11 protein-coding genes are annotated in these 21,015 nt (G+C 37.8%); 8 read left to right on the top strand and 3 right to left on the bottom strand.

The features are described from left to right. The first annotated feature begins 24 nt into the window (after positions 1 to 24). Positions 25 to 2,295, top strand: coding sequence for a GumC family protein (locus tag G4P69_RS15395; protein WP_208345709.1), 2,271 nt, complete (start codon positions 25 to 27; stop codon positions 2,293 to 2,295). 18 nt (positions 2,296 to 2,313) lie between these two features. Here G4P69_RS15395 and G4P69_RS15390 read toward each other — a convergent pair whose 3' ends face one another. After that, complete coding sequence (locus tag G4P69_RS15390) at positions 2,314 to 3,285, bottom strand: NAD-dependent epimerase/dehydratase family protein (RefSeq protein WP_208350477.1); 972 nt, start codon at positions 3,283 to 3,285, stop codon at positions 2,314 to 2,316. 761 nt (positions 3,286 to 4,046) lie between these two features. On the opposite strand from G4P69_RS15390, the gene G4P69_RS15385 reads away from it, so the two are divergent. The 4 genes from G4P69_RS15385 (at position 4,047) to G4P69_RS15370 (ending at position 6,317) form a co-directional block, all read left to right on the top strand. Further along, a complete protein-coding gene (locus tag G4P69_RS15385; protein WP_208344731.1) occupies positions 4,047 to 4,757 on the top strand; it encodes an acyltransferase in 711 nt (236 codons plus the stop codon). Positions 4,758 to 5,262: 505 nt separating this feature from the next. After that, positions 5,263 to 5,520, top strand: coding sequence for a hypothetical protein (locus G4P69_RS15380; protein ID WP_208344730.1), 258 nt, complete (start codon positions 5,263 to 5,265; stop codon positions 5,518 to 5,520). Positions 5,521 to 5,624: 104 nt separating this feature from the next. Further along, entirely contained in the window at positions 5,625 to 5,822 is a 198-nt protein-coding gene (locus tag G4P69_RS15375; protein WP_208344729.1) for a hypothetical protein, read from the top strand. Between the two features lie 198 nt (positions 5,823 to 6,020). Further along, positions 6,021 to 6,317 (top strand): hypothetical protein, encoded by a 297-nt coding sequence (locus G4P69_RS15370; protein ID WP_208344728.1) that lies wholly within the window; start codon positions 6,021 to 6,023, stop codon positions 6,315 to 6,317. 44 nt (positions 6,318 to 6,361) lie between these two features. Here G4P69_RS15370 and G4P69_RS15365 read toward each other — a convergent pair whose 3' ends face one another. Together G4P69_RS15365 and G4P69_RS15360 are read right to left on the bottom strand one after the other, a co-directional pair. Then, positions 6,362 to 9,850: a WD40 domain-containing protein gene (locus G4P69_RS15365; RefSeq protein WP_208344727.1), complete on the bottom strand. Its 3,489-nt coding sequence runs from the start codon at positions 9,848 to 9,850 to the stop codon at positions 6,362 to 6,364. Positions 9,851 to 10,004: 154 nt separating this feature from the next. Further along, on the bottom strand, positions 10,005 to 11,297 hold the full coding sequence (locus tag G4P69_RS15360) for an AAA-like domain-containing protein (RefSeq protein ID WP_208344726.1): 1,293 nt from the start codon (positions 11,295 to 11,297) through the stop codon (positions 10,005 to 10,007). Positions 11,298 to 11,963: 666 nt separating this feature from the next. Between G4P69_RS15360 and G4P69_RS15355 the strand changes: the two genes are divergently transcribed. From G4P69_RS15355 to G4P69_RS15345, 3 genes are all read left to right on the top strand, one after another. Next, on the top strand, positions 11,964 to 12,509 hold the full coding sequence (locus tag G4P69_RS15355; RefSeq protein WP_208344725.1) for a COP23 domain-containing protein: 546 nt from the start codon (positions 11,964 to 11,966) through the stop codon (positions 12,507 to 12,509). 164 nt (positions 12,510 to 12,673) lie between these two features. Next, positions 12,674 to 16,981, top strand: a complete 4,308-nt coding sequence (locus G4P69_RS15350) for a tetratricopeptide repeat protein (RefSeq protein ID WP_208350468.1) — start codon at positions 12,674 to 12,676, stop codon at positions 16,979 to 16,981. A 179-nt stretch (positions 16,982 to 17,160) separates the two neighbouring features. Then, on the top strand, positions 17,161 to 21,015 hold a 3,855-nt coding region (locus tag G4P69_RS15345; RefSeq protein ID WP_208350465.1), incomplete at its 3' end, for a serine protease.

Below are 21,015 nucleotides of genomic sequence, written 5' to 3'. Positions count from 1 at the left end.
GCAAAAGGCAGAAGGAATTTATTCATGGAAACACAACCACCTGTTGTAAATTTTGATAAATATTGGCATTTACTCAAACGCCATGGTTTATCTGCTTTAGGAATCTTTATCCACATTTTCGTAATATCATTATTTCTTTTATCTCTCAAAAGGCCATCTTATGAAGCAGAAGGAAAACTGTCATTCCAAAGGAACAACACAATTTCTTCCCTCACTGGGGTAGGAACTGAAATCGGGAAATTAGAACCACTAGTACATGATAAAAGTAATCCTGTAAATACAGAAGCGGAAATTATACGTTCTATCCCTGTTGTGCAAAAGACTATAAACAAACTCAAATTGCAGAACGACAAAGGTGAAACTCTAAAATCGAAGGAATTTCTTAAACATCTAACTATTAAAGAGGTTAAAGGAAGCGATGTTCTACAAGTTTCTTACAGGGATAGTAACCCTCAAACATCTGCGGATGTTGTTAATACTTTAATGCACATCTATTTAGAGCAGAACATTTCTTTTTATAGAGTGGAAGTAGCAGCTGCGCGTAAATTTATAGAGAAACAGTTGCCAACGGCAGAAACAGTTGTTCGTAAAGCAGACGCTGAATTACGTCGATTCAAAGAAAAAAACCAGATTGTTGTTTTGCCTGAGGAAGCAACTAAAGGCGTGGAAATGATTGCTGATTTGGAGAAGAAAATTAGCGACACTCAATCTAGAATTGCTGATGTTAATGCGCAGTCTCAATCCATCCGCAAACAATTGAAAATGAATTCGCCGCAAGCGATAACTATGACTTCCCTCAGTCAATCTGAAGGAGTGCAAGATATTCTCAAAGAAATTCAACATTTAGAGTCCCAAATTACAGCCAAAAAAACTGTTTTACAGGATAAACACCCTGAAATTATTAAATTAAAAACACAATTAGCAGGCTTAAGAGAATTACAGAAAAACCGAATTTCAGAAGTTGTTGGAAGTCCTCACTCAAAAGTGAAAGGTAATTTGCAAATTGGAGAATTGCAACAAACACTGAGTGCAAAACTTGCAGAATTAGAGTCAACCAGGCTTGGTTTAGTGAGTGAAGTGAGTACTTTATCAAAGTTAGAAGCAGATTATAAACAAAGGCTCAAACGATTACCACAACTGGAGCAACAACAACGGGAATTAGAACGTAAGCTACAAGCAGCCCAATCTACATATTCTATGCTGCTACAAAAGCTGCAAGAAAGCCGTATTGCAGAAAATCAAAATGTAGGAAATGCCCGAATTATATCTGCTGCTCAAGTTCCTGAAGACCCTGTTTCTTCTCCTATAGTTATATTCTTAAGTGCAGGCTTAATTGCTACTTTAGGTGCTTTGGCAACTATCTATATTTTGGAAGTAACAGATAAATCAGTCAAGACTATCGACGAGGCAAAGGAATTATTGGGGATGACTTTATTGGGGGTTATTCCTTCGTTTAGTAAGTCTCAAAAATCTACTCAACATAATGAAGAATCAGAATCTGATAGTCCAAAACTGATTATGAGAGATACTCCTTGTTCTCCGAGTAGCGAAGCTTACCGGATGTTGCGGGCGAATTTGAAATTTATTAGGGCGGATAAAAAGTTAAAAGTGATAGTCATCACAAGTTCTGTCCCTAAGGAAGGTAAGTCAACAGTAGCTGCTAATTTAGCGATCGCAATGGCGCAGATGGAGTCTAAAGTTTTACTGGTAGATGGGGATCTGTACTCCCCAGTTCAGCATCACATTTGGGAACTACCTAACGCTAAAGGTTTAAGCAATGTGATTGTAGGACAAGCTGAAATCACAACTGCTGTTAAAAAAGTTATGGATAGCTTAGATGTCCTGACGGCTGGTGTTCTTCCTCCCTGTCCAGGATCTTTGCTAGACTCAAAACGCATGGCAACTTTGATTGAAAATTTCACTGATAACTATGACTTCGTAATTGTGGACGCTCCGTCTTTAAATGTTGCAGCTGATGCTGCGACTCTCGGTCAAATGGCTGATGGGGTTTTGTTCATAGTTCGTCCAGGTGTAGTTAATTCTGTTGATGCTACTTCTGCTAGAGAACTTTTAGAAAAATCTGGTCAGAATGTTCTAGGACAAGTTGTTAATGGAGTCATTTCTCAGAAGAAAAGCCGCAGCTACTACATGAAAGAGGAATACTACCAGCAAAAACGGGCAGATCTGATGAACAACGTCACGGAGAAGCAGGATCGCTTAGACGGAGTAGAGGAAGCAGGAAATGTGTGTTCGAGTACTATGGACTTCCTTCCAGCTAAAGATTTACCTATGTAATTGTTCTTCGACAATCCTCTACCCACCTGTCTGTTTGACATTGATAATGTCGTGCAGTGTTTCTAACACTGAACGGTGACGCCAAGCAAGTTGCTGACGGGCTTTAGTTGCATCCACCCGAACACAACGATCATAAATATAGTGAACTCGCTCTCTGCTGAGGGGCGGTTGCCATTTAAGTAAGCGCCCGATAGGATCGAGTAAGTTCCCCAAAAGCCGTACTAAAGGTTTAGGAGCTTCGAGAGGAACTGGAATATTTGCTTGTTGCCCAATGATCTCAAACATTTCGCGTGTGGACAACTCACCAGCAGAAATAATGTAGTGTTCTTTTGGTACACCTTTTTCAGCCGCTAGAATCATCGCTGCGGCCAAATCGTCTACATGAACAAAGCCAGTTATGCGATCGCCTCCAGCCCATAACTTTAAACGTCCTTTCAAAAATTGCTGCATCACCGGACCGAAATGAGGATCGTCAGAACCATAAATTCCTGAAGGGAGAACGCTAACGACTGGTAATCCACGCTCAGCAAATTGATCCACCAATTGTTGGGCTTGATATTTCGTGCGATCGTACGCAGAGGAAAAGTCAGTCTGTGTTCTTTTAAATGTTTCGTCTACGACCTGTCCTTTAGTATCACCAAACACACCTATTGTGCTACAATAGACGACTTTAGAAACCCCAACTTCATAAGCTACTTCCAAGACTGCTTGAGTTCCTTGTACATTCACCCGCTCCATCTCAGCTTCATCGACCACCCCTAACTCCACATAAGCAGCGGTATGAAAAACTGTGTCTACTCCAGCGATCGCTGCTCGTAGGACATCCTTATCAGTGATATCCCCGTAAACTAATTTTGCACGGCAATCAGTAAGACGTGCTAAGTTGCTTGACGAACGTACTAAACCGCTCACATCATCGCCTCGTTGTTCCAAGGCTCGCACCAAGTGAGAGCCTGTAAATCCGTTGGCTCCAGTCACTAACGCTTTCATCAAACTTCCTTCCGAAACCGAACAATTTTAACATTAACTACACAAATTTATGTGCTCATTCTAACTACCGAATTCTGAGATTTTCTTAATGGCTTTACATAAAATTCATAATTCTGGCTAAAAATATACAATTACTTTAAAAAGGCCTCGCTATCTGATTGTTTAATATGAGTAGGGCTAAAAATTTGCTTTTTATATAGAAAAAAGCAATTTGATAAAAATGCAAGCTACCTTTACACATTATGGTTGCAACGGCAAAATCTAAAACTAGGCTACAAATGAGCCGTTATGGCAATCGCGGAAGAGTTTACCTGTTCGCTCCCATGGTAGATTTCAATATCATGGCAGAAGTCGGTGATACTCCACCCTAGAGGAGAGAGCGTGCTGCAGGAAATCATACGAGAAAATTATTAAACGATATTTAGCTAAAAGTCAGGAAACTTATCTCCCACAACAAGGCTAGGGAGATCGAATCAATACAAGCGTAGAAGGAGCTTGCAAGCCTTTTGGGTATGTAGGTGTAATTTTTCATGGATCTTCTTCGATTGATTTCTTGCACATCTGTTAGTAATTCAATAAAAGGCAAGAAGAGCTTTCTAGAGCGGGAGCAGGGTAACAAAGGAGAACTCAATTGCGGATTGGTAAGTTTGATTCGCGTCGATATAGAACCTTGACTAATCCATGAAACGCTAACATTTCCCCTCCAACCCTCTTCCCCTCAACCGTACTCCAGAAATTTTGGACTAACTTGAACTGTTGTCATGAATGGAAAAAAATCAACTCTTCGATTGATACAGCTTTACGCAAAAGAATATATACTCACGGGAGTACTTGGAGGTATACCTACTCCTATTGGTAAAGTGCTACGAAACCTCGCCTATCGCTCGATTTTTGCGAGAGTCGGAAAATCGGTTTATATTCAACCCTATGTGCGGTTTATCGGTACTAGGACAATTGAGATTGGAAATTACGTTCGTATCTATAGTGGTACTTATATCAGTAATAAAGGTAACCGGATTCGCTTTGAAGATAATGTATCAATTGACCGTGGAGTAGATATTAGAGCTTATGACCAGGATAACGGTCACATCACTATTGGTGAAGATACTTACATTGGTCCATACGTCTGTATGGCCGGTCCTGGTTTCATCCGGATTGGAAAAGATTGTATGATTGCTTCACACTCATCACTTTACGCAAACAATCACATTTTTGATGATCCAAAGCGCCCATTTAGAGTACAGGGTGTGAGTACCAAAGGTATCGTAATTGAGGATGATTGTTGGCTCGGAACTGGAGTCAGAGTATTAGATGGAGTCACTATTGGTAAGGGAAGTGTCATTGGTGCAGGTTCAGTAGTCACTAAAAATATTCCCCCTTACTCAATCGCTGTAGGTGTACCAGCACGAGTGATTAAAAGTCGTCAACTTACAGAATCTTCTTTTTTAGCTGCAAATACTCTACGGAATTAAATCAAACATTGAACCCCTATTAATACTGCACGGGTTTTGGAAAATTGTAGGTTGGGTAGAGCGACAGCGAAACCCAACAAATGCCGATAAATGTTGGGTTACCCTGCGGGAAGCCGCCAAGGGCGTCTACGTTCCTCAACCCAACCTACATTAGATTTAAGTTTTTGGCAAAACCCGTGCAGTATTCGAACCGCTATTAATTCCTACATCATGTCTTTGGTTTGTAGTTGCGCTTTAGCGCACCGAAGTGCAACTACAAACCTTTTCAGTCGTTTTACAAAACTTCACATACTTGGTACTATTCCAGGTGACTTACGCAACTTATTTTTACATGATTCCGTAGCTCATCACTCTCTGTTGGACTTTAAGAGATCGTCGCTTTTTAAATAAAAATATTTAGCTCTATCGAGAGCTTATTGTAATTTTATGTAGTGCGACAGAGTTACAGATAGCCAAGAGCAGATTTGCTAAAATAATGCCATGAAAACGTGGCATAAAAAAAAAGATGGCAGGAGTTGTAGGACGGACAGGAAACCCAGGAATTAGAAATCCGAAAAAGAAGAATGAAACTTGTTTCACTATTGAACCTGGAAAAGAACCAAAGGGACGCATGATGGGATTTCGCCCTCCAGTTTCTTTAGAAAAGCAAATTGATACGGCGGTCGTTGCTTCGGGTCAGACTTTATCTGATTGGTTACTTTCTGCTGCAATAGCGAAGCTAACCGCTGAAAGTCGTACCCCCTATCTGGAAAAATCCTCTTGAATCATGTTCCGATGCCTTGCCTTATTTTCCAATAAAAACAATGCATTTTGCTTATTTAGCTTTGAAAACATGGGATAATGAGGTGTAGGTGAGAAAAGGAGGTGATGCAATTGGTCAACTCACCAAACAATGCTAGTCATAGTCGTAACGGAGACGCAAAGGACACTAACCCATCATCCATCTACGAAAACCTAGATCCAGGATTATGGGCAAAGACTGATGCAGAAACTGGTGAGAGCGAGATCGTTTTCAACCAACAGATTCCGGAAGAAATTCGACCGGATAAGCTGTTGCGCATTTAATTTGTATATGCGACGCGGGCAAGATGCCCGCACTACAATAATTTCACATCTTCGTTTTATATAATCTAGCTGCGCATCAGCTTAGCATGGATGAAAATGAAGATGATTCACCAAATCCTAAACGTAACTAACTAGCAATTAGCTTCCCCAGCTAGCACCTGGGGGGCTACATTACTTTATTAAATCGAATTATGAGCGATGAGTCCAGTTATTTATCCAATTTACTACCGGGTGATTAGATGTGAGGGTGGCAAGTGGTACGTTAAGGGAGCCAAGCTTTGTAGCCCAAATCACATACCAATTGGATTAGAAAATGCTGAATCTTATGGAATTACTACTGAATCGCTGCTAGTTTCCCTTTTTCGGATTAATGGCGGTTTAGCAGGATACTACATAGCTAATCTACAAGAAAAGAAATATTATTACTGCGGCTTAAGTATTGAGGATGTTCAAGCAACTTTCTTCAGTCTTGGTATAGGGAGAGTAGAACAATAGCCAGGGTTCGTGCGTAAGCGTCGTGTTCTTTTAAAGAATTGATATTACTTACGCAACCCATTTTTACAATGATTCCGTAGCTCATCACGCTCTGTTGGATGAGTAGCAAAATAATCTTGAAGCCATTGACATCCTCGTGCTAGTAAATCATCCAAATCCAAGTTCCACAAAATTACTTTGCCATCTTCACCAGCAGAAGCAATAATCTTGGCATCAGGACTGAAAATTAGGCTTTTCACTGGCTTTTTATGTCCTGTGAGGGTAGTTAACGGGGTTCCATCCTGTTTCCAAAGTTTTATAGTCCCGTCATCACTAGCAGAAGCAAGAATTTTATCAACAGGGCTAAAACTGACGCTTGTCACTGAACGGCTATGTCCATTTAGGGTAGTAATTAAAGTTCCATCCCGTTTCCAAAGTTTAATAGTTTGATCTGCACTACCTGAAGCAATAGTCTCTCCATCAGGGCTGAAACTTATACTATTAATATCTTTTCTATGTCCATTCAGGGTAGTAATTAAAGTTCCATCCAAACGCCAAAGTTTGATAGTTCTATCGTCACTATCACCACCAGAAGCAATAGTTTTACCATCTGGGCTAAAACTGACACTGTTTACCCAATTTTTATGAATATCTTTAATATGGGATGAAATAAGAGTAGGAGCATCTAACTTCCAGATTTTAATCATTCCTTTATCAGTACCAAAAGCTATAATTTTACCGTCGGGGCTAAAACTGACGCTTGTTAGCAGACCTTCATAATCAGGGAGGGCTTTAATTAGCTTGAGCGTCTTATCCCTCTTCCAAAGTTTAGCACCTCGATTCATTCCAACAATAATACTGTTACCATCAGGGCTGAAACTGAAGCTATTGTCGAAACCTTGATGTCCTTGCATATATCCTTGTACAGTATCAATTAAAGTTCCATCTCTCTGCCAAATTTTTACTGTTCCATTACCACCCGAAGCTATGATATCCGCATTAGGGCTGATAATCATATTTTGATGTCCATTTAATTTAGTTACCGGAGATACATCTAAGTGCCAAAGTTTAACGTTCCCATCTTTGTCAGCAGAAGCGATCGCTTTCCCATCGGAATTAAAATTGACGCTGACGACCGAATCACTATGTCCAACAAAGGTATCAATTAAAGTACCATCTAGTTGCCAGAGTTTGATAGTTTTGTCAGTGCTGCCAGAAACAATAATTTTACTATTGGGGCTAAAACTAACGGTGTTTATTCTTGTATCTCCCTTGATATTTTGTCTTAAAGTGCCATTAAGTTTCCAAAGTTTAATGGTAGTGTCATTATCAACTACAGCAATAGTTTCTCCATCCGGGCTAAAAGTGATCCTTGTTATCAAACCTTGATGACCAGAAAGAGTGTTAATGAAGCTTCCATTGCGGTTCCAAAGTTCAATATTTTCTTCTTCTCCGCCGACAGCAATAATTTGACCATTAGGGCTGATTGCAGCAGTTTTAATTAAATGACTCTGCATTTTCATAGGTATAGTTTTAATCAGATTTCCATTTAATTGCCAAAGTTTCACGGTTCCATCTTTGCTGGCAGAAGCGATAGTGTTATCGTCGCTAAATGACACACTGACTACCGAACGTTGATGTCCAGAGAGGGTTTTGGTGAAAGTACCATCCCGCTTCCAGATTTTAATAGTACGGTCATCACTAGCAGAAGCTATGAATTGGCTATCGTGGCTAAAGCTTAAGCTTTTCACTGTATCTTTATGCCCATAGAGGGATTTAATTTGAGTACCATCTCGCTTCCATAGTTTAATAGTACCGTCATCAGCGGCAAAAGCTATTAGCTGACCATCGGGACTAAAACTCACAGCACTATCACCTATTGTTTGACCAATATTAAATTGATTATATTCACGAATATTGACGAGAATATTTAGTAAAGCTGATAACGGAGTAGTTGTTTGATATTCTGCTAAAGAAGACTGATTTTGCACAAGCTGTTTTAAATCTTGACTAGCTTTCATCGCTAACAATAAAGCTTCAATTTGCTGGGATTTAGATTGTTGTTCGGCTTTATACCCTACCTGTGTCAGTCTTGTAGCTTCCTTTGTTTGATGTAGTAAATACTGTCCTACAAAAATCATAATAGTCGCAACTATTCCTCCTATGAAAATGATATATATTGCTTTCTGATTAGCTTTAGCTACTTGTTTATTGGTTTCTGCCAGTTTTTGGCTAGCTATTTCATTATCATCGGCTAATTTCTGATTACTTTTCGTCAATTTCTGATTAGCTTCAATTTGTAATTTTGTGGTGATTTTTTGGCTTTCTTGTAAATATTCATAATCAGTGTTACTAAGATTTCTACCAACTGCCCATATTAAAGCCTCTTCTAAAGCTTTCCCTTGTAGTAGCCAGGAGGGTTGTTTATGAGAATTTAACCAGTTATTAATGGCTTCACTATAGGGACGAAGTTTATCTAATTCTTTTTCAATCCAATCGTGATTAAAAACTGCTTGGTAAATGGGATTATATACTTTCAAATATCTGTCTTTCTTAACTACTAAACCTGATAGCCTTAATTCTGTTTGCGCTTGGCTACTATCTACAACTACCGTTTCAGTAGATTGCAAAACTTGCTGATATAATCCCAATAATCTAGCTGATTTTTGTTCGTTCCGCAGTAGGCGATCGCGTATAGTCCTTAAATGTTCTGGTTCATCTTGAGCTTCCCAATTATTGATAATATATTTATCAACTAATTCGTTAACATTTAAATAACTATTTGCTCCTTCTAGAGCAATTAAACTACACACCTTTTGTGTTAGAAATGGCTGCCCACCAGTCCAGTACAATACATCTTGTAATATTGCTTCTGGATTCTCTACTTTGTCTACTAACCCTGGAATTAATGCATCTTTCGCTTCAACAAAGTTAAATCCAGTTAGTTCTATAGAACTACCAATGTTAAACGGGGTACGTTCTCTCTCTTGAATTAAATCTCCTGGTGTCGCTACTCCTAGCAAACAAAAAGTTAAACGTTCATATTTGCTAGATTCTGAACGTTGATTGTAACAAGCACGAATTAAAGCAAAAAAATCATCTTTCAATTGAGTTTTGAGCAAAGTATCAATTTCGTCAATAAAAATGATAATATTCGCTGAGAATTGATTCAATACCAAAGACTCAAGAAGTAAGTTTAATCGCTGCACATCTGTCCAAGAGTCATGCTGTAACCACCAACTATTAAAATCTATATCATCAATTTCCAAACTACTTAATAACTGATTGGCAAATCCCTTATACCATTTTTCAGGACTGACATGACTACCAAGGATAGTCAAATCAATAGAAGCACATTTTATGCCTATTGCTCTGAGTTTTTTGATTGTTTGAACTCGCAAACTAGATTTTCCCATTTGTCGCGAGTTGAATACAAAACAATACTCTCCAGCTTTCAACTGTTGAAAAATTTGTGCATCGGCTTTTCGTGATACATAAGTTCGATGATTAGGATTTAAACTACCACCAACTTTATAATAGTTGTCAAATTCCATGATTTTTATACTAGTTCAATTTTTGATATAGTCATGTAGGGGCGTAACCTCCGGCTTCTCGCAGAGTAAGCCGTTCGCCCAACACATAATTAATTTTCACGAATATGTCTAATTCAACCTAAATTAGGAGTAGCACTTATTGAAGCTGCATTCATTAGAGACGCTCGCAAAAATATTCCTGATACAAACGGCAGCGTGGTATAACAATATTATTGTTAATTTTAATTAGTCCCATGCTGTCTAATTGATAGATTTGGCGATTTTTTTGTTCTAATTTTACTATTTGGTTAGTCTTCAATATTGCTTTAAAGACAGTTCCTAATTCTTGATTTTCTTGAAGAGTCTCCAAATGTCGGCGTAAATGTTCAGTATAAATTCCTGTATCGGTAGTTGCTTCTTTGATTAATTGCTCAATACTTACATCCTGACGTACTAGATAGTAAAATGCCAATCGCACTAAGTAAGGATGACCTCCAACTAAAGACATTATGGGAAGAATAGATTTACTATCCAAACCGTGTCGAATAGCTAAACTTTTTACCTGCTCCTCATTAAATTCTTCTAATTTTATCGGTAAACCTACATTAAAAGGAGATTGATTAATATCTAAACGTCCATAATCCTCCGTGGAATGTGATACTAATAACCGCAATTTTTCCCATGTTTCTGATTCATTGGCATTTTCATTCCAATTACGCAACATGGGGAAGAAATTTTCATAAATTTCAGGATACTCAAATAATTTATCAACTTCGTCTAAAGCGAGAACTAAAACACCATCTAATTTTTTGAGTAAATTTTGGAAAGTTCGAGTGCAATTGACCATACTGGGAGTATCTTCATCCCAGGCTTGTAGAGAAGGTGCGGAAGATAGTTGATTGCTTACATAAGCATAAAAACAACGCAAAAAATCATTGACATTGGTAAATTTATTTGTTTCTATTAAGCTGAAATTTAGGTAAACTGTGCTATAGTCATTCTTTTTAGATTCAGATCTAATTCTTTTTAAAAGAGAAGTTTTGCCCATCTGTTTAGGAGCTTTAATCCGAATGAGCGCACCTGGTTCTTTGATAGCACTATAACAACGAGATTCAATCGGAGAACGTTCTTGATAAAAGGCAGAATTAACTGGCTCTGAACCTTCTGGAAACCTTATCTGATGAATGATATGCCCGCATTTTCCTAAAGCTTTAAGACTGACTAACTCCGGCTTATATTTTGCAAATATCTCAATCAAATTACAACGGTAATCTGGTTCTATTTCCGGAGGAAAGCCAAATTTAGTCGATATATTTCTCAGCTGATGACTAGCAGTAGAACGATGCGTAGCACCAAGTTCTCTGGCTATGTGTTCATCTGTCTGTCCTTGTAAAAATAATGGCAATACCTTCTTCTGCTTAGGAGTTAACTCATATTGATAAATGTGTTCAAACGCTTCTTTGTTCATAAATTATGATAAACTTTTACATGAGAACATACTTAGTGTTGATTTTACACAGACTATTGACTTGCCTGTGCATAAATGATACTATCTTTTGGCTTCTGTTACAAATTACAGAATAAATTCAATAACTACAGTTTTTAAAGTACTTGATTTTATATGACGCACCGAATTTTTATTGTGCTGCCGATAGCTTCCCGCAGGGTAACCCAAAATTTATAAGCGTTTGTTGGGTTTCGCTGACGCTCTACCCAACCTACGATTTCCCTTAACTGAATTCTTACAACATTTAAGAACTTATTTATAAACCAAAAGGAATTATGCACGGGAAGCTTGAAAACTGGTTTCTTCGTGGCTCTCTAGTGTTTAAAGCAAAGATTTTCACCAAACACCGGGTTAATTTACGTAAGCCATAACTGACTTATCAACTTTACTTTAGCAGCAACCAGATAGACATTAACGATGTTGAAGAAAATTTCACCAAGATAGCTCTTGAAGTTAAATTGATGAACTTATTCTCAAATAAAGAGAGATCTATAACTCAGGCTTTAAGATGAATATTAACAAAGCGAGAGCGGTAATTTTAGTATTTATTAATTTTACTGTTCTGAAGAAATAACCGGTTTGCAATTATCCCCAAATTTTTCTTGATTAGCGTTAAAGGAGAAAAATATGAACTTCAAGTCAATAGGTTTGTTATTTACCAGCTGCGTCCTAACTGCTATCTGCATGACTTCTATGCTTAGTCAAGCAAAAGCTGATGACGGAGTTCGCTTTATCTGTGCTTCGGGTTACGACCAAAAAGCTGATAAACGCTTTCCCACAACTTATGGTTGGACATCGCGGGGAAAAATAGCAGTTATCCGTTGGAAGTACCCTTGGTTCAACAGTCAAACTATTACTCCTGACAAACGCTGTGAGGAAGTATCATCAAGGTTTCAAAGTGCTTTTGACAATCAAAGCTTGTCTTACATCACTAATGCTACAGCCAATGGTCAATCGGTAATTTGTACAGCAAAAAAAATAGATGGTCCCTGCGAAACTATATTGCTAACTTTACGAAGCGAAGATGATTCCGTCCGGATTCTTGATGAACTCAAAGACCGCCTGAGAGGACGTAGTACTAAACCGATAGAGCATAGTTCTGCCAGACCTCAAGTATACTACAAAATCGACATGAAGAAGTTTCTGGAAACAGCCCCTGTAGAAAAAGAATAATATCAATTCTTGCTCATATCACGCTGGTGCTATGTCAGTAGATATTCTCGTAGTAGATGCTTCAGTGCTAGCAAAAAACAGATGCGTCATAACCGCTAAAGTACCTTACTACGAGTGTTTTTTATCTATGGGTTTAGTCAACACTATTTTTATCAATAGAAAAAATGAAACACTACAAGATTGTTGCGATCGCTAGCTTAAGTAGTCTCCTGATGTTCGCTAGCAGCTACGCTAAAATATCTCAGCAAGTATCTGGTCAAACCACTTCTATACTTGCAACTAATACCCTATCTACAGAAAAAATTCGTCAATTGGCTCAAGCGGTCAATGTTAAAGTATTGAGTAATAATAAAGGCGGAAGTGGAGTATTAATTAGCAAACAAGGGCAAACTTACACTATTCTAACTAACGCCCATGTTATCAGTACTAAAGGGACTCATCGTATCCAAACACCTGATGGTAAGATGCATAGGGCTACCATTATTAGTCGTGGTAATTCTTTATCAGGTGATGATTTAGCTGTCTTGCAATTTCAATCTCAGGAAAACTACCAAATTGTTGCTTTAGCAACCAACTCGAATTTAGCAGAAAATCAAGAAGTATTTGCGGCTGGTTTTCCTGATGATAGCAAAGAATTAGTCATCACCAATGGAACAATATCTGTGGTTTCTCCTCAACCATTAATCGGTGGTTATCAAATCGGGTATACCAATGAAGTTCGACAGGGGATGAGTGGAGGAACATTATTAAATCAAGAAGGTAAATTAATTGGGATAAATGGTTTAAATAACAATGCGATTTTAAACGATACTTACACTTATCAGGATGGGACGGTTCCTAATGTAGAAGAAATTCAACGATTGAAAAAATTTAGTTTTGCCGTTCCCATTCAAACTTTAGCTAAAGTTGCTCCTAAATTAGCAGTTATTCCTCCTGAATGGCGAAACAACCAGAGATCTGTAAAACCGCCAGTAGGTAATACGTTAGCGGATAAAATTAATAACATAGCTCAACAGATTACTGTAAGAATAGACTTTAAATCTAAGAAAAATAATCAGGAATCTAATGAGAATGGATCGGGAGTAATAATTGCTAAGCAAGGAAACACTTATTATGTAGCTACGGCAGGTCATCTGTTCAAAGAATCAGATTATCAACATCAAATTATTACTCCAGATGGCGAGCAATATGCAGTACAACCAGAAAACATAATTAGGTCAGAGAGAACACACGCAGTACTGATAAAATTCATTAGTAATAAAAATTACGCACGTGCAACTATTTCTAACTATAACCAATCCGCTTTAGATTACTTTAACCAAAAACCAAAACAATTTTGGGTATTTTTATCTGGTTTTTCCGCAGGGAGTAAAAAGACAAAATTAAATCCAGGGTATCTTCAGGTAAAAGAAAATTTATTTGCAAGTACAGACAGCCCTGGCTTGTTGAATAATTACCTGAATGGAGGCTATAGGTTAAATCTAAGTTACTCCAATTTATCGCTACCAGGAATGAGTGGAGGACCAGTACTAGATGCTATGGGACAAGTGATCGGAATTAATGGCGGTACTGAAACTCCACCAAACGGGATTAATGGAAGTCATAAAGATTTACCAATAGGTTTTAGTTACGGTGTACCGAGTAGTAGTATTGTAGGTTTAGCCATACAAGCAGGAATAAAGTTAGCTGTCAGTTCTAAGACACCAAACATCAAAGATTCAGAAATTAATTCACTGTGGGAGCATCCGATATTTGCTATCGCAAAGCCGCCAGCAAATGCAAATGAACATGAGTTATTTGAATATGCCAATGAAGTATCGCGAGTCAAAAAATATTCAGAAGCATTGGCTGCTTTAGAAAAGATACTGAAGCAGGGCAAAGAATCTTGTAAAACTTATTATGTAATTGGTTCAATATTAGCGAATAAAGAGGAAAAATATGAAAAAGAAAAAGCTCTAAATGCTTTTGATAAAGCAATTGCTATTGAACCACACTGCTCTGAGACTGCTTGGAAATTTAAAAGTAATGTATTATATAATTTGAAAAAATATTCATTGGCTTTGGCAGCAGTTGACAAGGCTATTAAGTCTAATAGTGAAGATTTTAGTCTTTATGTGTTTCGTTCCTCAATATTACTTGAATTAAAAAAATATCGAGAAGCACTAGTAGCAATTAACAAGGCAATTAAAATTAACGATCCTGATAAAATTGAGAGTTTGGATTTTAACTACTTCATACGGGCTAATATCCACATTATTTTAAAAAATTACCGAGCAGCACTTACTGATTTGAATCAATTGATTACACTTCAACCTGATCATCCTACTGCTTACATTGCACGAGGTATTATTTATGCTAAATTGAATGAGCATCAATCAGCATTAGCGGATTATAGTCAAGCAATTAAGCTTCAACCTAATAATGCTGATCCTTACATTCGGCGAGGTGATTTCTATCTCGATATTAAAGATAATAAAGCGGCGTTAATAGATTATAATCAAGCAATTAAGCTTCAACCTAATAATGCTACTGCTTATGCTTCGCGAGGTGAATTATACAAGCGTTTGAAAGATAATAAAGCAGCACTAGCAGATTATAATTACGCGATTAAACTTCAACCAGAGCAAGCAATTCTATACTTTTGGCGAGGCACTTATTACGATGTTGTCAAAGATAATAAAGCAGCCTTAGCAGATTTTAATCAGGCGATTAAGCTTCAACCTAATAATGCTGGTGCCTATTACAAGCGGGGTAATATCTACAAGAATTTGAAAAATTATCCAGCAGCGCTAGCAGATTTTAATCAAGCAATTATACTTGAACCTGATAATGCTTTTGCTTACTACTGGCGGGGTAAGTTCCACAAAGATTTGAAAAATTATCCAGCAGCGCTAGTAGATTTTAATCAAGCGATTAAATATAACTCTGATATTGCCAATGCCTACAGGCTGCGGGGTGATGTTCTCTCTCTGTTGAATAAGTATCAAGAAGCACTGGCAGATTTGAACCAAGCAATTAAATTTCAACCAAATAATGCCGAGAACTATATTGAGAGAGGTATTGTCCGCCAAAAACATAAAGACTATCAAGCTGCACTAACAGATTACAATCAAGCGATTAAACTTCAACCTGATAATGCTAATGCTTACTACTGGCGGGGTAGTGTTCTCAATCTTTTGAACAAGTATCAAGAAGCACTGGCAGATTTGAACCAAGTAATTAAATTTCAACCAGATAACGCCGAGAACTATATTGAGAGAGGTATTGTCCGCCAAGAACTCAAAGACTATCAAGCAGCATTAAAAGATTTTAATCAAGCCCTAAAAATCTTGCCATCTAATGATACCAGACCGCTTGTTTCACGAGCTATTGTCCTTGCTAAGCTGAACGATTATCAAGCAGCGCTGGTAGATCTTAATCAAGCAATTAAATTTCAACCAAATAATGCCAAAAACTATTTTTTGAGGGGTCTTTTCCACAGAGAACTCAAAAACTATCAAGCAGCGCTGGCAAATTACAATCAAGCAATTAAGCTTCAACCCAATTACCCCAACGCCTATCAGCAGCGGGGTAATGTCCTCTTTTTGTTGAAAAAGTATCAAAAAGCACTCACGGATTACAATCAAGCGATTACGCTTCAACCTGATAATGCCGATAACTACGTTTTGCGGGGTAATGTCCACAAAGAGTTGAAAAATTATCAACCTGCACTAACAGATTACAATCAAGCAATTAAATTCCAACCCAATAATGTCAACGCTTACTACCAGCGGGGTGATCTCAGCTATTTGTTGAGAGATTATCAAGCAGCACTAGCAGATTATAACCAAGTGATTAAACTTCAACCTGATAATGCCAATGCTTATTATTGGCGGGGTGTTGTCCGCTATTTCTTGAAAGATTATCAAGCTGCACTAACAGATTTGAATCGAGCAGTTAAAGTTCAACCCAATGATTTTACCAACTACTACTGGCGGGGTTTTGTCCTTAAGGAGTTAAAAGATTATCAAGCAGCACTAGCAGATTGCAATCAAGCTATTAAACTTCAACCTAATGATGCCAAGGGCTACTACTGTCGGGGTGTAGTTTACCAAAAGCAAGGAGATGATAACGCCGCATTATCTGAATATGCTCAGGCGCTCACCAAAGATAAAAAATTTGCCGCAGCTAACGCAAAGATTGGGTATATCAAATACGAAAGGGGAGATATTGAAGAAGCTATTCAAGAGTGGCAAAGAGCAGTTGAGGTTGATAGTGACTTAACAGGAGCGCAATTAGCACTTGCAGTAGTTTTGCATAGCAAAGGAGAGCAACAAAAGGCTCTAAATATGGCACAAGCTACCTTGCGGTTAGATAAATATTTAGCTGACGTTGAAGTTCTCAAACAAAATCTTTGGGGTACAAAACTAATTGCAGAAGGAGAAAAGCTTCTCTCTCATCCTCAGATCCAAGCATTGGGAGTCAAGAAATAATACCAATTTCCTGAAATAACATAACAGATAGAGTGTGTAGGGGCGTTCCCCTTTAGGGGTTCCTGTTAGCGCAGCGAGCCCGCGGGTATAGGGTACGGCGTTCTCCCCTACAGGTGGACGCTTACTACGAGTATTTTTTATCTATGGGTTTACTCAAGGTTTTTTGAGCAATGGAAAAAATGAAACACTACAAGATTGTTGCGATCGCTAGCTTAAGTAGTCTCCTGATGTTTGCTAGCAGCTACGCTGGAATATCTCAGAAAGTATCTAATCAAACCAATTCTATACTTGCAAATAATACCCTATCTCCGGAAAAAATTCGTCAGTTGGCTCAAGCGGTCAATGTTAAAGTATTGAGTAATAATAAAGGTGGAAGTGGAGTATTAATTAGCAAACAAGGACAGACATACACTATTCTAACTAACGCCCATGTTATCAGTACTAAAGGGACTCATCGTATCCAAACACCTGATGGTAATATCCATAGGGCTACAGTTATTAGTCGCGGTAATTCTTTATCAGGTGATGATTTAGCTGTTTTGCAATTTCAATCTCAGGAAAACTACCAAGTTGTTGCTTTAGCGACTAACTCGAATTTATCAGAAAATCAAGAAGTATTTGCTGCTGGGTTTCCTGATGATAGCAAAGACTTAGTCATCACCAATGGAAAAATATCTGTGCTTTCTCCTCAACCATTAATCGGTGGTTATCAAATCGGGTATACCAATGAAGTTCGACAAGGGATGAGCGGAGGAACACTATTAAATCAAGAAGGTAAATTAATTGGGATAAATGGTTTAAATAACAATGCGATTTTAAACGATACTTACACTTATCAAGATGGGACGGTTCCTAATGCACAAGAAATTCAACGATTGAAAAAATTTAGTTTTGCTGTTCCCATTCAAACTTTAGCAAAAGTTGCTCCTAACTTAGCAGTTATTCCTCCTGAGTGGCGGAATCGGCAGCAAGCTGAAAAACCGCCAGTAGGTAATACATTAGCGGATAAAATTAATAACATAGCTCAACAAATTACTGTAAGAATAGACTTTAAATCGAAAAAAGATAATCATAATCGGGAATCTAATGAGAATGGATCGGGAGTAATAATTGCTAAGCAAGGAAACACTTACTATGTAGCTACGGCAGGTCATCTGTTCAAAGAATCAGATTATCAACATCAAATTATTACCCCAGACGGCAAGCGATATGCAGTACAACCAGAAAAAATTAAGTCAGAGAGAACACATGCAGTACTGATAAAGTTTACCAGTAATAAATTTTATCCAATAGCAACTATTTCTACGTACAATCGCTCGGCTTTTGATTATATTAATCAAAAAACGAAGCAATTTTGGGTATTTTTATCTGGGTTTCCCGCAGGGAGTAAAAACTCAAAATTAAATCCAGGGTATCTTCAGATAAGAGAGAATTTCTTTGAACATATAGACAACCAAGATTTATTGACTTATTTCCTTAACGATGGTTATAGGTTAGCTTTGAGTTACTCCAATTTATCCCAGCCCGGAATGAGTGGAGGACCATTACTGGATGCTATGGGGCGAGTCATTGGTATTAATGGAGGTATTGACGATGAAAAAATAACCTGCGCTAATGAAGAAAACCAAGAAAAAAAACGCTGTTCTACTGAAATAGGTTTTGGGTATGGTGTACCTAGCATTAGTATTTTGAATTTAGCCAAACAAACAGGAATAAAGGAAGAATTATTCGTCAGTACAGATACACTAAACACCAAAGATTCAGAAATTAATGCGCTATGGGAACATCCATTGTTTGCTATTAAAGAGCCACTACCCAACGCAAATGAGGATGATTTATTCCAATATGCTAATAAACTATGGCGAATCAAAAAATATTCAAAAACGGTAGATGTTTTAGAACAAATACTGAAGTTAAACAAAAACTCTTATGAAGCTCATTACGCAATTGGTTTAGTATTATCGAATGAACAGGATAAATATGAAAAAGCTCTAGATGCGCTTGAAAAAGCAATTGCTATTAAGCCATATCATTATCAAGCTTGGAAATATAAAAGTAGTGTATTAAATAATTTAAAAAGATATTCAGCGGCTCTAGTAGCAGTTGATAAAGCTATTGAGTACAATACAGATAAAGACTTGAGTCTTTATGTTCTTCGTTCTGGAATATTAACTCAATTAAAAAGATATCCAGAGGCACTAGAAGCAATTAACCAGGCGATTAATATTCAGGGTTTTGATTTCAACTATTTCATGCGCGCTTATATCCGCTATCTGTCGAAAGATTATACAGCAGCATTAGCAGATTCTAATCAATTGATTACTCTTCAACCTGATAACGCCAAGAACTACGTTCTCCAAGGTGATATCCAGGTTAGGTTAAAAAAGTATCAATCAGCTTTAGCAGATTACAAGCAAGCGATTAATCTTGAACCTGATAATTATGATGCTTACGTTTCGCGAGGTAATTTATACGTTGAGATTAAAGATAACAAAGCAGCGCTGGCAGATTACAAGCAAGCAATTATAGTTGAACCTGATAATGCTTTTGCTTACTACTGGCGGGGTAAGTTCCACAAAGATTTGAAAAATTATCCAGCAGCGCTAGCAGATTTTAATCAAGCGATTAAATATAACTCTAATATTGCTAATAGCTACATTTTGCGTGGTGCTGTCCATAAAGAGTTGAACAAGTATCAAGAAGCACGAACAGATTATACTCAAGCAATTAAACTTGAACCTGATAATGCTAATGCCTACAGGCTGCGGGGTGATGTTCTCTATCTGTTGAATAATTATCAAGAAGCACTGGCAGATTTGAACCAAGCAATTAAATTTCAACCTGATAACGCCGAAAGCTATGTTTTGAGGGGTATTGTCCGCCAAGAACTCAAAGACTATCAAGCAGCGCTAGCAGATGCCAATCAAGCGATTAAATTTCAACCCGACAATAGCAACTACTACGTTTTGCGGGCTAGTGTCTACAAAAATTTGAACAAGTATAAAGAAGCCTTAGTAGATTACAATCAAGCGATTAAACTTCAACCCAATCATCTTAAATATTCTTTGCGGGCTAGTTTCCACCGATATTTAAAGGATTATCAAGCAGCGCTAACAGACTACGACCAAGCTATTAAGCTTCAACCCAATTATCCCAACGCCTATCAGCAGCGGGGTAATGTCCACTTTTTGTTAAAAAAGTATCAAAAAGCACTCACCGATTACAATCAAGCTATTACGCTTCAATCTGATAATGCCGATAACTACGCTTTGCGCGGTAATGTCCAAGTTGCGTTGAACGATTATAAAACAGCACTAGCAGATTATGATCAAGCGATTAAGCTTCAACCCAATAATAGCAGATACTACGTTTTGCGGGGTAATGTCCACAAAGAGTTGAAAAATTACCAACCTGCACTAACAGATTACAATCAAGCAATTAAACTTCAACCCAATAATGTCAACGCTTACTACCAGCGGGGTGATCTCAGCTATTTGTTGAGAGATTATCAAGCAGCACTAACAGATTTGAATCGAGCAGTTAAAATTCAACCCAATGATTTTAACAACTACTACTCGCGGGGTTTTGTCCTTAAGGAGTTAAACGATTATCAAGCCGCACTAGTAGATTGCAATCAAGTAATTATACTTCAACCTAATGATGCGAAGGGCTACTACTGTCGGGGTGTAGTTTACCAAAAGCAAGGAGATGATAACGCCGCATTATCTCAATATGCTCAGGCGCTTACCAAAGATAAAAAATTTGCCGCAGCTAACGCAAAAATTGGGTATATCAAATACGAAAGGGGAGATGTTGAAGAAGCTATTCAGGAATGGCAAAAAGCAGTTCAAGTTAATAGTGACTTAACAGGAGCGCAATTAGCACTTGCAGTAGTTTTGCATAGCAGAGGAGAGCAACAAAAGGCTCTAAATATGGCACAAGCTACCTTGCGGTTAGATAAATATTTAGCTGACGTTGAAGTTCTCAAACAAAATCTTTGGGGTACAAAACTAATTGCAGAAGGAGAAAAGCTT

Source organism: Aetokthonos hydrillicola CCALA 1050 (assembly GCF_017591665.1).
GTDB classification, from domain to species: Bacteria; Cyanobacteriota; Cyanobacteriia; order Cyanobacteriales; family Nostocaceae; genus Aetokthonos; species Aetokthonos hydrillicola.
Note: the sequence above shows the minus strand (reverse complement) of the source record. Positions and strands in the feature narration are given on the sequence as shown.

What these genes read in the sequence shown, in the direction of transcription:
- G4P69_RS15350 (WP_208350468.1), top strand. Translation starts at nt 12,674, where the DNA reads ATGAAACACTACAAGATTGTTGCGATCGCTAGCTTAAGTAGTCTCCTG.
- G4P69_RS15355 (WP_208344725.1), top strand. Translation starts at nt 11,964, where the DNA reads ATGAACTTCAAGTCAATAGGTTTGTTATTTACCAGCTGCGTCCTAACT.
- G4P69_RS15395 (WP_208345709.1), top strand. Translation starts at nt 25, where the DNA reads ATGGAAACACAACCACCTGTTGTAAATTTTGATAAATATTGGCATTTA.
- G4P69_RS15385 (WP_208344731.1), top strand. Translation starts at nt 4,047, where the DNA reads ATGAATGGAAAAAAATCAACTCTTCGATTGATACAGCTTTACGCAAAA.
- G4P69_RS15380 (WP_208344730.1), top strand. Translation starts at nt 5,263, where the DNA reads ATGGCAGGAGTTGTAGGACGGACAGGAAACCCAGGAATTAGAAATCCG.
- G4P69_RS15370 (WP_208344728.1), top strand. Translation starts at nt 6,021, where the DNA reads ATGAGTCCAGTTATTTATCCAATTTACTACCGGGTGATTAGATGTGAG.
- G4P69_RS15390 (WP_208350477.1), bottom strand. Translation starts at nt 3,285, where the DNA reads ATGAAAGCGTTAGTGACTGGAGCCAACGGATTTACAGGCTCTCACTTG.
- G4P69_RS15365 (WP_208344727.1), bottom strand. Translation starts at nt 9,850, where the DNA reads ATGGAATTTGACAACTATTATAAAGTTGGTGGTAGTTTAAATCCTAAT.
- G4P69_RS15375 (WP_208344729.1), top strand. Translation starts at nt 5,625, where the DNA reads ATGCAATTGGTCAACTCACCAAACAATGCTAGTCATAGTCGTAACGGA.
- G4P69_RS15360 (WP_208344726.1), bottom strand. Translation starts at nt 11,297, where the DNA reads ATGAACAAAGAAGCGTTTGAACACATTTATCAATATGAGTTAACTCCT.